Raw genomic sequence first — 13747 nt, 5'->3', positions numbered from 1 at the left:
AGGAGCACAAAAAAGAAAAAATGCTTACAAAAAGAATCATACCCTGTCTCGATATTAAAAACGGGAGAACCGTAAAAGGCATCAACTTTGTGGACCTACGTGATGCGGGAGACCCCGTGGAACTGGCGTCCATTTATGCCAAAGAAGGCGCTGATGAATTGGTTTTTTTGGATATTTCCGCCACCGAAGAGAAGCGAAAGACCTTGGCCGAACTGGTTTATCATGTGGCTGAGACCATCAATATACCTTTTACCGTGGGGGGTGGGATTTCTTCCGTGGAAGATGTGGATATTTTGCTGAAAAATGGCGCAGATAAGGTTTCTATCAACTCATCAGCGGTAAAACGGCCCGAATTGATCAACGAATTGGTGGCCAAATTCGGCTCGCAATGTATCGTTGTGGCTATTGATGCCAAACAGATTGATGGAAAATGGAAAGTCCATTTGGTAGGAGGAAAGGTTCCCACCGAATTGGACCTTTTTGATTGGGCCAAGGAAGTGGAAAAACGTGGTGCAGGGGAAATATTGTTTACTTCCATGGACCATGATGGTACCAAAAATGGGTTTGCCAACAAAGCTTTGGCAAAACTCTCGGAATTGGTTAATATTCCTGTGATTGCATCAGGTGGAGCGGGTACCATTTCACACTTTACCGATACATTTAAGAATGGAAAAGCAGATGCCGCTTTGGCTGCCAGTGTTTTTCATTTTAAGGAAATTGAAATCAAAGATTTAAAAAACAAACTAAAGGAAGAGGGAATTCCTGTTAGGATTTAATCTATGGCAAGAATAATAGTTATTTTATTATCATTAATTTCTTTAACTGCTTATGCGCAAGACTCATTAGATATTAAGAGTGTTTATCTGGAAAATAATATCGCTTATAGAATTAAGAATGGAAATCCATATTCAGGAACCTTAGTTAAGAAGCGTAAAAATGGCCATATTGTTTATACCGAAAATTATTCTAAAGGAATAATTTTAACTAAAAACCTTTATTTCAACACCAAAACAAGAAAGTTGGCAAATAGGACTATTTATAATAAAAACAGACCTTTTGTTCCAAAAAAAGAGTTTGTCCTCAATTTGTCATCTGATACTATTGAAATTAAATATTTTACAGAAAAGGGATCAAAGGATTTTGTTGAACAATTTGAACAAGGGCAATTAATCTATAGCTGTGAATATAATGGTAAGAAAAAGCACGGTTTAGAAACTTGCCATAATGAAGATGGCACAAAACAAATTTTTGAATACAATATGGGCAAGAAAATAAAAAATAAAGTTGAATGAAAATAGACTTCAATAAAAATCCGGACGGACTAGTTCCAGCAATTATTCAAGATGCAACCACCAAAAATGTGTTGATGCTGGGCTATATGAACCAAGAGGCATTTGAAAAAACCCAAGAGACCAAAAAAGTGACATTCTTCAGCCGTTCCAAGCAACGATTATGGACCAAAGGCGAAGAAAGCGGCAACTTTTTGAACCTTGTGAGCATACAAGTGGATTGCGACAACGACACCTTACTGGTAAAGGTAAATCCTGTTGGTCCTACATGTCATAAAGGAACCGACACCTGCTGGGCCGAAGAAAATGTTCAAGATTATGGCTTTTTGTCCACTCTGGAAGGTGTAATAGAATCCAGGAAAAATGATCAAGAAAACCCAGATAGCTACGTGGCATCATTGTTTCGAAAGGGCATCAACAAAATAGCACAAAAAGTAGGGGAGGAAGCTGTGGAAACTGTAATCGAGGCCAAAGATGACAACGAAGAACTTTTCCTGAACGAGAGTGCCGATTTACTGTTTCACTACCTTATTTTGTTGCAGGCCAAAGGCTACACGTTGGACGATATTGCCCAAGTATTGGACAAACGGCATTAAACAAATCCGTTAAGTTTTTTCTAAAGCCCTAGTCGTTACAGCGAAATGCCGTAAATTTATGTAATGGCTATGAACACAAGAAAAGGGTTTCGTTTTACCAACTACGAAGCTCCGGACCAAACCCCGTTCGAAAAACTCTTTGAGATTTTTCAGGAACTCGTTACCCATACCTCAGGTGATGTGGAGGAGGCTTTGGACTGGCTTCGCGAACTCGACAAGGAATACGAACTTACCGACGACGACTACACCATTGACGATTTTATAGAAGACCTTAAGGCCAAGGGGTACATCCGTGAGGAATTTGATATGGATGGGCCACAAGGTGGCGAAGGTGAAGAGAGCGACGAAAGTGGTGGCGGGGGAAACCTCTCCATCACAGCTAAGCTGGAACGAATGCTTCGTCAAAGAGCCTTGGACCAAATTTTTGGCAAAATCAAACGAAGTGGCTCGGGAAACCATAAAACAGGCAAGTCAGGAAAAGGCGACGAACATACGGGTGAGTTTCGTGAATACCGTTTTGGGGACTCATTGGAACACATTAGCATGACGGAAAGTCTTAAAAATGCCCAAGTTAATCATGGGTTGGACAATTTTTCCTTGAGTGAAGAGGATTTGGTGGTAGAAGATACACAGCACAAAGCCCAAATGAGCACTGTACTTATGATTGACATCAGCCACAGCATGATTCTTTATGGTGAAGACCGCATTACTCCGGCAAAAAAAGTAGCGATGGCACTCGCAGAACTGATTACAACTCGTTACCCAAAGGATACACTTGACATTTTGGTGTTCGGAAACGATGCCTGGCCCATTCCCATCAAGGATTTGCCTTATTTACGAGTAGGGCCGTACCACACCAATACCGTTGCAGGGCTCCAATTAGCGATGGACATGCTCCGTAGAAAGCGGAACACCAATAAACAGATTTTTATGATAACCGACGGAAAACCATCTTGTTTGCGGCTTCCTAACGGCGATTATTATAAGAACAGTGTGGGATTGGACGATTACATTGTTGAAAAATGCTACGCCATGGCCCAACAGGCCAGAAAACTTCATATCCCCATAACCACTTTTATGATCGCCGAAGACCCTTATTTAATGCAGTTTGTGCGTGAATTTACCAAAGCCAACAAAGGGAAGGCCTTTTACACTGGCCTTAAAGGTTTGGGCGAAATGATTTTTGAAGATTACGAGCAAAACAGAAAAAGACGAATTAAAGGATAACACATCACATGAATTTGGACCATACCAACATTAAAACGCTAGGTGAATTAAAATCAGCGGGATATACAAGCAGAAGCATTAAGGATGAACTTCGAGAGAATCTTTTGGAGAAGATATCCAAGGGAGAGCAAGTGTTCGAAGGTGTCTGGGGCTACGAAAACTCGGTGATCCCAGAACTGGAAAGAGCCATTCTTTCCCGTCATAATATTAATTTATTGGGCTTGCGCGGACAGGCAAAAACACGTTTGGCCCGTTTGATGGTGCAGTTGTTGGATGAATGGATGCCGATAGTGGAAGGTTCCGAAATCCACGATGACCCATTGGAACCCATTTCTCGATACGCCACCGAGCTGATCAAAGAAAAAGGAGATGACACTCCCATAAGTTGGGTACACCGAAGCGAACGTTTTTACGAAAAATTGGCCACACCCGATGTTACCGTAGCGGATTTGATTGGTGATGTGGATCCCATAAAAGCAGCTAACCTTAAATTATCCTACGCGGATGATCGTGTGATACATTTTGGAATGATCCCCAGGTCCAACCGCTGTATTTTTGTAATCAATGAGCTTCCAGACCTTCAAGCAAGAATTCAAGTAGCCCTATTTAATATATTGCAAGAAGGGGATATACAGATTCGAGGATTTAAACTTCGGTTGCATTTGGATATTCAATTTGTGTTTACCGCCAACCCTGAAGACTACACCAATAGAGGAAGCATTGTAACGCCATTAAAGGATAGAATCGGTTCTCAAATTTTGACCCATTATCCTGAAAATATTGAGATTGCAAAGAAAATCACCAAACAAGAAGCGAAACTCGATAAACGGCAATCTGATTTTGTTTATGTACCTGAAATCGCAATGGATTTATTGGAGCAAATCAGTTTTGAAGCCAGAAAAAGTGAGTATGTGGATGCCAAAAGTGGGGTAAGTGCACGTATGAGCATCACCGCATTTGAAAATTTGTTGAGTACCGCAGAGCGCAGAGCGATTGTTGCAGGAGATAAAAAAACCGCCGTACGTTTAAGCGATTTTATGGGTGTTATTCCATCCATCACCGGAAAAATAGAATTGGTGTACGAAGGAGAGCAAGAGGGAGCGGGTTCCGTGGCGGAAAACTTAATTGAGGATGCAGCAAAGTCATTGTTCCCGAATTACTTCCCTAAAATTGATAAGCTTCAGCGCAAAGAGGAGGAAAATGAATACGATGAATTGGTCAGTTGGTTCTTTGATGGTGAGGGTTTCGACCTTCTGGATGATGAAAAAGAAGAAGATTACAAATCAAAATTGGATTCCATTGGTCCTTTGAACAATCTTTTAAAGGAATATCAACCCGATGCACCCAAAGAAGATTCTTATTTTTTGAAAGAACTGCTGCTCTGGGGATTGGTTGCCTATAAAAAATTGAGCAAGCATCGTTTTCAGCAAGGATATCAGTTTAAAGATTTGTATGGAAGTTACATTCGAGGACTGTAACTATTGCCAAATATTTAGGTTGTCGTTATAATTTTCAAAATTGTAAACTCCCACATAGTGCTTTCTCAACCAAAATGAGTAAAGCGTTAAAATCGGCAGAATACTATAAAGCAATACAGAAAGAGTTGCCATGGGTTTAAATGTGGCGGGTATTACATGTTCACCATACGTTTTGATGGAATTCAGAACAGTAATACTGTCATATACCTTAAAGACGTACACAATCATGATGGCATAGAGCACATACTCTATATTTCGCATTTTCGGGTCTGGCAGCTCATCCTCGGTGATTTTAAACCAAATAACGTACAGGTAAAGAAAATGTACAGACGTGAGTATGGGAAAAATATAGTTGTCTGCTTTTAAAAAGTAGAATTGATTGGTATAAACACCATAAAAACTCAATACAATCAAGGTGAATAGCACAACCGTACTAGCCAGTATATTTCTTTTCCAGGTAATGATTTTTGACAGGGTATTCATATCGATCACAAGATTTTGGGACTTTATCTAACATAAAGAACAGACTTTTTGGGATATTATTTTAAAGAAATCGACAGACCGTAAATAATGTTGGATAATGCGAAAAATCTGACATAAAAGCCATAAAAACCTATATAAATACCCTTACCTAATCAAATAAATCAGAGGACAAATAACGATCGCCACGGTCACAAACAATAGAAACGATAACCCCGCTTTCCAAAGTTTCTGCAAGACGTAATGCCACTGTAGCGGCTCCACCACTGCTCATTCCTGCAAAAATGCCTTCTTCTTTTGCCAGCTTTTTAGCCATTTCGGTGGCATCCTGTTCACTGACCTCCATTACCGTATCAACCTTTTTAGGGTTAAAAATCTTCGGAAGGTATTCTTGGGGCCACTTGCGTATGCCGGGAATTTTGGAATCATCGGTAGGTTGCACGCCCACAATTTGGATGTAGGGATTCTGCTCCTTTAAATAAGTGGAGGTTCCCATAATGGTTCCGGTAGTTCCCATGCTGGACACAAAATGTGTTATTTCTCCTTTGGTATCCCTCCAAATCTCAGGGCCTGTTGTTTTGTAGTGCGCCTTCCAGTTGTCATCATTGGAAAACTGGTTCAACATTTGGAAACCTTCATCCTTTACTTTAGCCTCTGCATAATCCCTAGCACCTTCTATGCCCACATCGGCAGGGGTCAGCGTCACTTTTGCCCCGTATGCACGCATGGTTTGCACACGCTCTTTTGTTGAGTTCTCGGGCATGACCAATTCAATATCAAGACCAAAAAGACCTGCTATCATGGCCAATCCAATACCAGTGTTTCCACTAGTGGCCTCGATCAATTTGGTTTCTTTGGTAAAATCACCACGTTCAAGCCCACTTTTTATCATATTGTATGCTGGGCGGTCCTTTACACTTCCTCCAGGGTTGTTTCCTTCGAGCTTAAATAGGATTTTTACATTAGGATTTGTATTCAAAACTTTGGATTCCACCAAAGGGGTGTTTCCAATAAGGTCGAGTATGCTGTTAGACATTTGGGGTTGTCTTTATTTTAATTTCTGGTTTATGATAAACGGTTGAATTCGCAGGAACGGACGACGTAATCCAAGCATTACCACCGATGACAGAGTTGGCGCCAACAACGGTTTCTCCTCCTAAAATAGTTGCATTGGCATAGATGGTCACATTGTTTTCAATGGTGGGGTGTCGTTTTGTTTTTTCTAAATTTTTGGCAACGTAAAGCGCCCCAAGCGTAACTCCTTGGTATATTTTTACATTGTCGTGGATTACTGCGGTTTCGCCAATTACGACTCCCGTGGCGTGATCTATAAAAAAAGATTTTCCGATTTTAGCTCCCGGATTAATGTCCACTCCAGTTTGTCGGTGCGCATATTCGGTCATCATTCTGGGGATTAACGGAACCCCTTCTTCATACAGTTCGTGCGCCAATCTGTAAATGGCAATGGCATAAAAACCCGGGTAGGCCATATAAATTTCCTGAATGGAAAGTGAGGCAGGGTCGCAATTCAATATGGCCTCAGCATCCAAATTCAAATTTTCTAAAATTTGCGGCAAATGGGAAATGTAATTATTCCAAAGCTCTTCACTTGGTTTCTCCAAATCCCAACAGGCCATATCCATTAATTGGTTGAATTTTTTCTCTAACAACTCCAGATTAACGGCCACAGGGGTATTGGCATCAAATAAAGTATAAAAAAGCGTATCGGTAAAATCCTCGGTTTCCTGCTTTAACCTATAGTCCAGATATGGCAATTTTTTATGCCTATTGAGTTCAGCTATTATTTTTTCTTTATCCATACTGCTCATTATTGTCTTAAAATTAGACAAATCCTTACCATACCCATGATAAAAAGTTAACTTTAGTTTAAAAATAACATTTTAAACAATTATGTCCGATAATACCACGATTACCAATGGGGTTTTTGAATTTCTGACCGAGTTAAAAAATAACAATAATAGAGATTGGTTCGAAACCAATAAGCCCACTTTTAAAAAGCATCAATCCAAGGTTAAGTTATTTTTTGAAATGGTGAAGGAAAACTTGAACCACCATGATGAAATTGAAAAGATGAAATTGTTCCGTATTTATAGGGATGTTCGTTTTTCCAAGGACAAAACACCTTACAAAAGTCATTTTGCCGGTTCGTTTTCTCGATTGGGCGCCCATTTGCGGGGAGGCTATTACCTTCATTTAAAACCAGGGGAGTCGTTTTTGGCAACAGGATTTTGGGCTCCGAACAAGGAGGACCTCTTCCGAATTAGAAAGGAACTGGAGATGGATGCCTCCAAATTTAGGGAGGTCATCAATAAAAAAGAATTGAAAACAATTTGGGGCGAACTAACTGGCGATGAAGTGAAAACTGCTCCTAAAGGTTTTGACAAAGAACACCCTGATATTGATTTGATCAGAAAGAAACAGTTTGTATTCGTGCGGAAACTTTCCGATAAAGAAGTCCTTTCCCCATCATTTATTGACGAAGTGGATAAGTCGTACAAGGCTATTCGGCCTTATTTTGACCTAATGAGCGACATTCTCACTACCAACCTAAATGGAGAATCCATTTTGTAATAAAGCTTCTTCTTCCAAAAGTTGAATCTGGTCCTTTAATCGTTCCACCACCATGTTCATCATTCTTTTGTTCAATGCAGAAGAATTGGTAATGTAATCCCTATATTCATCCACGGTGAACTGGCCAATGATCATTCCCTTAAGGGAATTTCTGAACTTAACATCCTTTTGGATGGCCCGTTCAACATATTGGAACTTTTTTTCCAAGGAAAGTTCGTAGAAAACACCCTTATGTTTGTTCGCATAGTTCTTGAAAGCCTCTACCAACAAATAGTTTTGAAGTTTGATCACGGGCCTCAGGGTCTTGTTCTGAAAATGTTCATCGAAACCCATTTGGCTGTTAAAATGTGACTCTGGAATGGTTGGACGAATGTCCAATCGACGGTCGGATTGTGAATCCATGGTTGTGATTTTTAATAAAATTACAGAATGATCAACCGCACACTTTTAAATATTGCAATAGTTGTCAACGATGTTATGAACAACTTAAAAATAAGGGCGAATTATAATAGTTTAGAAATCCAATAAATGATTAGGCATAGCACACAGATGGAGAATTCGAGCATCACCCAATATCTGAATAGCTTGGAGAATTTAATAAATCTGTTGAAGAGTAACATGAACCAAATATATCAAAAATATTGTTCATGCCCTCTAAAAATCACAGGTGTCATATTACTGTTAACATTAGCAATCTAAAAGATTCATTATCTTCGTTTCTACAAAATATTGATTATGAATATTCAAGCGGAAAAAATAGAACTGGTAAAAATGTTGTTGAATACTAATGACCCCAAGATTATTCAATCAATCAAACGAATTTTCAAAAAGGAAGGTTCAACTGATTTTTGGGATGAATTGACTACCGAGCAACAAGCTGAAATAAATCAAGGAATTTCTGAAATTGAAAATGGAGATGTTGTAGACTTTGACTCGTTTATGGCAAAGCATAGATAAGAATGAGCAGAAAGGTCAAGATTTCTAAAACAGCAGAAAAGAAAATCTCAGAACTCTTAGACTACTTACAGGAAAATTGGTCATTGAAAGTTAAGTTGGATTTTGTCAAGAAATTGGATAAATCCATTGACTTGATTAAGAGCGACCCTAATATCTTTCCAGAATCTGATAAAAAGCTTGGACTGTATAAATGTGTAATCTCCAAACAGACCACTATGTATTACCGTTTTAATTCCAAAACGATATTTATAGTTACAATCTTTGATAACAGGCAAAATCCCTCTAAACTAAATAAGGAGATAAAATAAAAGGTTAATAACTTTTTGAAAACTATTGACCTGATTCCATGATGGTTGAAAAGGAAATTTCTATTTTAGTTTTGTGGAAGTAACAACCTGGATAGAGTTTTTTACTAGCCTTCTGGAATTTGGCAAAGCACTTTTGGAATTCTTCAAAGATTATCCTTTAGCTATTGCATTATTCAAAAATCCTATATCCTTTTTAAAAAAACCTATTCGGTCAACATGCGAAAAAATCATTAATAAAAAAAATAATTTTTCACGGTACCATATAAAAAAAGCCCTTTTTCAATTTCAGATATCACATCTTAAAAAAAAATCTTGTTATCGATGAAATACAGATTCCTCATCATTAACAACACCATATAAGTTGAAAAAAGCCCCTCCAAAATGGTAGGGGTTTTTATTTGGAGTCACCTTTCCTAAACTTTACCTTTATTAAATAAAAAGATGTCTTAATGAAATTCGGAAAAGTAGACCACCCAGAAAACATAGATTTCACCATACCACCCGACCACCCCGATACTCCCGTGGTGCTATCCAATAACAAAACTGGTTCAGAAACAAAAGTTTATGTGGGCTGTGCCAAATGGAACAGGCAAGATCTAAAGAATTTCTACCCGAGAGGAACAAAAGACGAATTGGAATATTATGCTTCGCAATTCAACAGTATTGAGCTAAATGCTACGTTCTACCGTATTTTTCCTGCAGAACAATATGAAAAATGGCGGGACAAAACACCGGAAGGTTTTAAATTTTTTCCAAAAATGACCAACGAGGTGAGCCATCTTCGCCGCTTGAACGATAAAGCACTTGAATCCGTGGATCGCTATTTGGAAGTGACCGCTTTGCTAGGGGAAAAGTTGGGAACCATCTTTTTGCAAATGCACAACAATTTTGGACCCAAAAACTGGGATAGGGTAGTGCGCTTTGTGGAATATTGGTCCAAAGAGTTTCCATTGGCCATGGAGTTTCGTCACACCGACTGGTTCAACGATGAAAAAGTAGCGCAGGAATTGTATCACTTGCTTGAAGAAAACAACATTGCCAATATTTTGGTGGATACAGCAGGAAGGCGAGATCTTATGCACATGCGCCTGACCAAAAACGAGGCCTTTATTCGATATGTGGGTGCCAATCACAAATCGGATTACCCTCGTTTGGATGATTGGGTTGAACGCCTGTCTTCTTGGATGTCCATGGGATTGGAAAACATCCATTTCTTTGTACATCAGAACCTTGAGTTGGAGTCTCCTTTGTTATCTGCATACTTTATAAAACAGTTAAACGACAAAATGGGCTTTGATCTGCACATTCCCAAGACCACTTTGCCCCCACAAAAGGATTTGTTCAGTTAAAACACTTCAAATTGATCAAGTTCAAAATCTTGGGCATTTAAAATTATTCACTTAGTATTTGGTCTGTAGTAAATATTTTAAATTCATAATTCGCATCAATTAAAGGGATTAACAGGAAAAACCTTCAAAGGATTCCGCTAACTTTGCACTTGAATTCTAAAAGTTTCAATTATGCGATTTCATACAAGAAAATGGGTGAAGCCAGAGGATTTGAACGCCAATGGAACGCTGTTTGGAGGTAAGGTCCTTGCTTGGATAGATGAAGAAGCTGCATTGTACAGCATCATTCAGCTCGAGAACAAAAAAATTGTAACCAAATACATGTCCGAAATCAATTTTATGAGTACTGCCAAAGAAGGCGATATCATAGAAATTGGTATTGAGGTCATAAAATTTGGGACTACCTCAATTTCCTTAAACTGCGAAGTTAGAAATAAGATGACCCACGAGAGCATTGTTACGGTGGACAATATTATTATGGTCAATCTAGATGAGCATGGCAATCCCAAGGCCCACGGGAAAACGAAAATAGAATACGTTAAAGACCGTTTGGCCAAAAAAGAAAAAGAAGAAGAAAGGTCCGCTTCTTAGTTCAAAGTTTTGGCCACGGCTTGAACCTCGTCCAACACTCTTAACAGGTTACCGCCCCACAATTTTGCTATTTCTTCTTCGGTATAGCCCCGTTTCACCAGTTCCAAGGTTACGTTGAAGGTTTCAGAAGCATCTGACCAGCCTTCGATGCCACCACCTCCATCAAAATCGGAGCTGATGCCCACGTGGTCAATTCCGATTAAATCAACCATATAGTCAATGTGGTCCACGAAGTCGGATACATTTACCGCGGGTGGCACATTGGGGTCGGTTTCGGCCAATTCTTCACCAATGTTTCGGATTTTACCGTAGTTAGCAAAAAATTCCTCACGTTGCTCATCGGTCAAAGAAGAGAACTGGGAACGCTCATACCAAGCAACATCCAATGAATCGGCTACTTTTTTATATACTTCGGTCATATAGGCAGAACGGGCTTCGTGCTTTTCGGTGTTCAAATAAGAGCTAAAGGCAACGGTTTGCACCACGCCTCCATTTTCTTTCATCAACATCAATTGTTCATCATCCAAATTACGGCTGTGGTCGCAAAGTGCCCTAGCCGAAGAATGCGAAGCGATAATGGGAGTTTTGGTCAACTCGATTATTTGTTTCATGGCTTCTTTGGATGGGTGCGAAACATCGATCATTATTCCAACACGGTTCATTTCGGCAACAGCTTCTTTACCCAGGTCACTTAAGCCATTATGCAGCCAAACGCTGTCTTTTTCTCCTGTATTGGAATCACTGAATTGGCTATGGCCATTGTGCGATAGGGACATATAGCGGGCACCTCGTTTTTGATATTCTTCAATTTTGGAAAGATCTTCACCGATCGGATACGCATTTTCCACACCAATCATGGCCACTTTTTTGCCTGACGCCACAATTCTTCTCACGTCATCGGAGGTCAATGCCAATTCAATCTGATCTGGCGCAATCTCCTCACAAAGCCTGTGGATGGCCTCAAATTTTGAAATGGCATTTTCGGAAGCCTTGGCATAACCTTCGGCGGTTAATGTGTCCTGACCTGTATAAACAATAAGCCAAGCTACATCCAATCCACCTTCCTCCATTTTCGGAATATTGATTTGGGTTTCCAGTCGTTGGGTGTAATTGATGCTGTCCGTAAAATTCTGCACGTTGATATCGTCGTGAGTATCAATCGTAATTACGGAATCGTGGATCCTTTGGGCTTTTTCTTCCAAGGTTTCTGAGTTTTCAGTTTTTTTTTCTCCGCAAGAAATCAATAGGGTAAGGCTAAAGAATAGATAAAAATATTTCATGGTTGGTTTTTTTACACATACAAATAACGCAATTTGACAACAAAATCCGAATGCTACGGAACAATAAATTGTAATCCCTTAGTATAATCAACATTTTTAGTTAGTGATAATTGATTAAAGCAAAGAATTGGGAACACGCGAATTGTTGACATATCTGGAAAAACTGGAAATAGGATTAAGTTCATTTTCTTATGAGGAATTGGGCGTTGTGGAGGCAGGAGAGCTTAAAAAATCTTTTGAAGTTTTTAAGATGGGACTGGAGAACAAGGTTTTTGGTGTCTCAGAAATGAGACAACTTGAAAATATATACCAAAAAATAGGTGTACAAAGCCTGGACAACAAACAATTAACCGAATCCGATAACACCAAGTTTTTAGCTCTTATCAGAGCAATGGAAGATACCCCTCTATCCAATGAACAAAGTGCTATTATGACGGAACTTAAAAAACTGGTGCAGAATCCGCAGGGTGATAAAGCTCAACATTCTGATAAAAATACCGACAGCATGTCTACCGATTTTGAATTTATAGAAAAAAGCTTGCAAGCTGGTTTAGTTGGACAAAAGATTGACCTTAAACCTGTTTTGGAAGATTGCATGGGGCAGATGGACCTATTGGAAGAATTGGTCTGCATGTTCAAACAGAACGTTTGGGAATTTATAGGTAGTGCCAAGGTTAATCTAATGAGTGAAAACTTTGCTGAACTGGAGCTTGCGTGCCAAAAAATAATGCCATCGTTGCGCATGATGAAAACCTTCGGCCTTTTGGAAGTGACCCAACAAGTTTCCAGGCTCTGCAAAACAGACAAGGACGTAAAACACCTTACTTTTTTATATGACCAATTTCTTCAAGAATATCCGCGTGTACAAGAGCAGATAGATTTTGAAATGGAAATGTTCCGAACAATGTAAAATACCTACAACATGCTGAACAACGAACTTCCTGCGTATCTACAAAGTATATTTTACCCCTTGTTTCAACACACCAAGGATGTTGATTGCCAATTAATGTTGTTGGATGAAATGTTAGAAGTAGGGGATAGGAAAGAAATTCCTTTTCTTTCTGAGTTGGAATCCCATGAAAACCCAAAAATCAGTAATAAAGCATTTCAAATCAAAAATGAATTACAATCCAAATTGGGTGTAATGTCCGATACCGAACGACGAAGGTTACCGATGAACCTGTGTTTTATTTATGATGAATTCAACATAAGGCCAAGCAAAGTGGACAAAGACCTTGATTTTGAGGTAGAACTGGATATTTTAAACACAAAGTAGGGGTTTTACCACATTTTATAAGAACAATATAATCTTTAAAATAAAATTACGTTATACCTAAAACCCCGAACAAAAACCGAAGATTACCATGTTATACGATACCTACGGCGAAGAATACTTGGCATTTTTACAAGAACTGAACGAAATTTTGGCAGTAAACGAACTTGCCGAACTTGATTACCTATAGTTGACAGACAACCCAAAATTTGTTACCATGAAAAACCATAACAAAGAAAACACGGCCTACTTAAATTTTATTCAAGATTTGAAAGACATGCTCACCGATTTTGATATTAGTCTTTTGAGCAAATCGTGATGTTTTTT

General features: G+C 39.1%; 17 protein-coding genes. 12 read left to right on the top strand and 5 right to left on the bottom strand.

Annotation, left to right across the window (positions count from 1 at the left end):
- Window positions 1-20 precede the first annotated feature (20 nt).
- The 5 genes from hisF to VM932_RS03905 all read left to right on the top strand — a co-directional run bounded on the left by hisF (window position 21) and on the right by VM932_RS03905 (window position 4590).
- The gene (hisF, locus tag VM932_RS03925; RefSeq protein WP_326277264.1) at window positions 21-776 is read left to right on the top strand and encodes an imidazole glycerol phosphate synthase subunit HisF; all 756 of its coding nucleotides are present in this window, start codon (window positions 21-23) and stop codon (window positions 774-776) included.
- Window positions 777-779: 3 nt separating this feature from the next.
- Window positions 780-1292: a hypothetical protein gene (locus tag VM932_RS03920; protein ID WP_326277263.1), complete on the top strand. Its 513-nt coding sequence runs from the start codon at window positions 780-782 to the stop codon at window positions 1290-1292.
- Window positions 1289-1885, top strand: coding sequence for a bifunctional phosphoribosyl-AMP cyclohydrolase/phosphoribosyl-ATP diphosphatase HisIE (hisIE, locus tag VM932_RS03915; protein WP_326277262.1), 597 nt, complete (start codon window positions 1289-1291; stop codon window positions 1883-1885). Before VM932_RS03920 ends, hisIE begins: the two co-directional genes overlap by 4 nt.
- Window positions 1886-1948: 63 nt before the next feature.
- On the top strand, window positions 1949-3112 hold the full coding sequence (locus VM932_RS03910) for a vWA domain-containing protein (protein ID WP_326277261.1): 1164 nt from the start codon (window positions 1949-1951) through the stop codon (window positions 3110-3112).
- 8 nt (window positions 3113-3120) lie between these two features.
- Window positions 3121-4590, top strand: coding sequence for a magnesium chelatase (locus tag VM932_RS03905; RefSeq protein ID WP_326277260.1), 1470 nt, complete (start codon window positions 3121-3123; stop codon window positions 4588-4590).
- Here the strand turns inward: VM932_RS03905 and VM932_RS03900 are convergent, their stop codons facing one another.
- From VM932_RS03900 to epsC, 3 genes are all read right to left on the bottom strand, one after another.
- Window positions 4591-5073 carry a hypothetical protein gene (locus VM932_RS03900; RefSeq protein WP_326277259.1) on the bottom strand — a complete coding sequence of 161 codons (483 nt, stop codon included), beginning with the start codon at window positions 5071-5073 and terminating at the stop codon, window positions 4591-4593. It lies immediately after the preceding gene.
- 148 nt (window positions 5074-5221) lie between these two features.
- A complete protein-coding gene (cysM, locus tag VM932_RS03895; RefSeq protein ID WP_326277258.1) occupies window positions 5222-6106 on the bottom strand; it encodes a cysteine synthase CysM in 885 nt (294 codons plus the stop codon).
- On the bottom strand, window positions 6099-6890 hold the full coding sequence (gene epsC / locus VM932_RS03890) for a serine O-acetyltransferase EpsC (RefSeq protein ID WP_326277257.1): 792 nt from the start codon (window positions 6888-6890) through the stop codon (window positions 6099-6101). Before epsC ends, cysM begins: the two co-directional genes overlap by 8 nt.
- A 91-nt stretch (window positions 6891-6981) precedes the next feature.
- Here epsC and VM932_RS03885 point away from each other — a divergent pair, with 91 nt between their 5' ends.
- Window positions 6982-7662, top strand: a complete 681-nt coding sequence (locus VM932_RS03885) for a DUF2461 domain-containing protein (RefSeq protein ID WP_326277256.1) — start codon at window positions 6982-6984, stop codon at window positions 7660-7662.
- Here VM932_RS03885 and VM932_RS03880 read toward each other — a convergent pair.
- Window positions 7639-8064, bottom strand: a complete 426-nt coding sequence (locus tag VM932_RS03880; RefSeq protein WP_326277255.1) for a glyoxalase — start codon at window positions 8062-8064, stop codon at window positions 7639-7641. The genes VM932_RS03885 and VM932_RS03880 overlap by 24 nt on opposite strands.
- Window positions 8065-8397: 333 nt before the next feature.
- Here VM932_RS03880 and VM932_RS03875 point away from each other — a divergent pair, with 333 nt between their 5' ends.
- The 4 genes from VM932_RS03875 to VM932_RS03860 all read left to right on the top strand — a co-directional run bounded on the left by VM932_RS03875 (window position 8398) and on the right by VM932_RS03860 (window position 10867).
- The gene (locus tag VM932_RS03875; protein WP_293163163.1) at window positions 8398-8619 is read left to right on the top strand and encodes a hypothetical protein; all 222 of its coding nucleotides are present in this window, start codon (window positions 8398-8400) and stop codon (window positions 8617-8619) included.
- Between the two features lie 2 nt (window positions 8620-8621).
- Window positions 8622-8927 carry a type II toxin-antitoxin system RelE/ParE family toxin gene (locus tag VM932_RS03870; RefSeq protein ID WP_326277254.1) on the top strand — a complete coding sequence of 102 codons (306 nt, stop codon included), beginning with the start codon at window positions 8622-8624 and terminating at the stop codon, window positions 8925-8927.
- Window positions 8928-9376: 449 nt separating this feature from the next.
- Window positions 9377-10276, top strand: coding sequence for a DUF72 domain-containing protein (locus tag VM932_RS03865; protein WP_326277253.1), 900 nt, complete (start codon window positions 9377-9379; stop codon window positions 10274-10276).
- 171 nt (window positions 10277-10447) lie between these two features.
- Window positions 10448-10867, top strand: a complete 420-nt coding sequence (locus VM932_RS03860; RefSeq protein ID WP_326277252.1) for an acyl-CoA thioesterase — start codon at window positions 10448-10450, stop codon at window positions 10865-10867.
- Here VM932_RS03860 and VM932_RS03855 read toward each other — a convergent pair.
- Window positions 10864-12147, bottom strand: a complete 1284-nt coding sequence (locus VM932_RS03855; protein WP_326277251.1) for a dipeptidase — start codon at window positions 12145-12147, stop codon at window positions 10864-10866. The two genes, VM932_RS03860 and VM932_RS03855, sit on opposite strands and share 4 nt — an antisense overlap.
- A gap of 127 nt (window positions 12148-12274) precedes the next feature.
- Here VM932_RS03855 and VM932_RS03850 point away from each other — a divergent pair, with 127 nt between their 5' ends.
- Entirely contained in the window at window positions 12275-13057 is a 783-nt protein-coding gene (locus tag VM932_RS03850; RefSeq protein WP_326277250.1) for a hypothetical protein, read from the top strand.
- 12 nt (window positions 13058-13069) lie between these two features.
- The gene (locus VM932_RS03845; protein ID WP_326277249.1) at window positions 13070-13423 is read left to right on the top strand and encodes a hypothetical protein; all 354 of its coding nucleotides are present in this window, start codon (window positions 13070-13072) and stop codon (window positions 13421-13423) included.
- Window positions 13424-13747 lie beyond the last annotated feature (324 nt).

Source organism: Flagellimonas halotolerans, assembly GCF_035818535.1.
Classification (GTDB): Bacteria; Bacteroidota; Bacteroidia; order Flavobacteriales; family Flavobacteriaceae; genus Flagellimonas; species Flagellimonas halotolerans.
Note: the sequence above shows the minus strand (reverse complement) of the source record. Positions and strands in the feature narration are given on the sequence as shown.

Excerpts from the sequence above, each read along its gene's own strand:
- hisIE (WP_326277262.1), top strand. The coding sequence starts at position 1,289 with ATGAAAATAGACTTCAATAAAAATCCGGACGGACTAGTTCCAGCAATT.
- VM932_RS03910 (WP_326277261.1), top strand. The coding sequence starts at position 1,949 with ATGGCTATGAACACAAGAAAAGGGTTTCGTTTTACCAACTACGAAGCT.
- VM932_RS03870 (WP_326277254.1), top strand. The coding sequence starts at position 8,622 with ATGAGCAGAAAGGTCAAGATTTCTAAAACAGCAGAAAAGAAAATCTCA.
- VM932_RS03900 (WP_326277259.1), bottom strand. The coding sequence starts at position 5,073 with ATGAATACCCTGTCAAAAATCATTACCTGGAAAAGAAATATACTGGCT.
- VM932_RS03905 (WP_326277260.1), top strand. The coding sequence starts at position 3,121 with ATGAATTTGGACCATACCAACATTAAAACGCTAGGTGAATTAAAATCA.
- VM932_RS03875 (WP_293163163.1), top strand. The coding sequence starts at position 8,398 with ATGAATATTCAAGCGGAAAAAATAGAACTGGTAAAAATGTTGTTGAAT.
- VM932_RS03845 (WP_326277249.1), top strand. The coding sequence starts at position 13,070 with ATGCTGAACAACGAACTTCCTGCGTATCTACAAAGTATATTTTACCCC.
- epsC (WP_326277257.1), bottom strand. The coding sequence starts at position 6,890 with ATGGATAAAGAAAAAATAATAGCTGAACTCAATAGGCATAAAAAATTG.
- VM932_RS03860 (WP_326277252.1), top strand. The coding sequence starts at position 10,448 with ATGCGATTTCATACAAGAAAATGGGTGAAGCCAGAGGATTTGAACGCC.
- VM932_RS03920 (WP_326277263.1), top strand. The coding sequence starts at position 780 with ATGGCAAGAATAATAGTTATTTTATTATCATTAATTTCTTTAACTGCT.
- cysM (WP_326277258.1), bottom strand. The coding sequence starts at position 6,106 with ATGTCTAACAGCATACTCGACCTTATTGGAAACACCCCTTTGGTGGAA.
- VM932_RS03855 (WP_326277251.1), bottom strand. The coding sequence starts at position 12,147 with ATGAAATATTTTTATCTATTCTTTAGCCTTACCCTATTGATTTCTTGC.
- hisF (WP_326277264.1), top strand. The coding sequence starts at position 21 with ATGCTTACAAAAAGAATCATACCCTGTCTCGATATTAAAAACGGGAGA.
- VM932_RS03865 (WP_326277253.1), top strand. The coding sequence starts at position 9,377 with ATGAAATTCGGAAAAGTAGACCACCCAGAAAACATAGATTTCACCATA.
- VM932_RS03885 (WP_326277256.1), top strand. The coding sequence starts at position 6,982 with ATGTCCGATAATACCACGATTACCAATGGGGTTTTTGAATTTCTGACC.
- VM932_RS03880 (WP_326277255.1), bottom strand. The coding sequence starts at position 8,064 with ATGGATTCACAATCCGACCGTCGATTGGACATTCGTCCAACCATTCCA.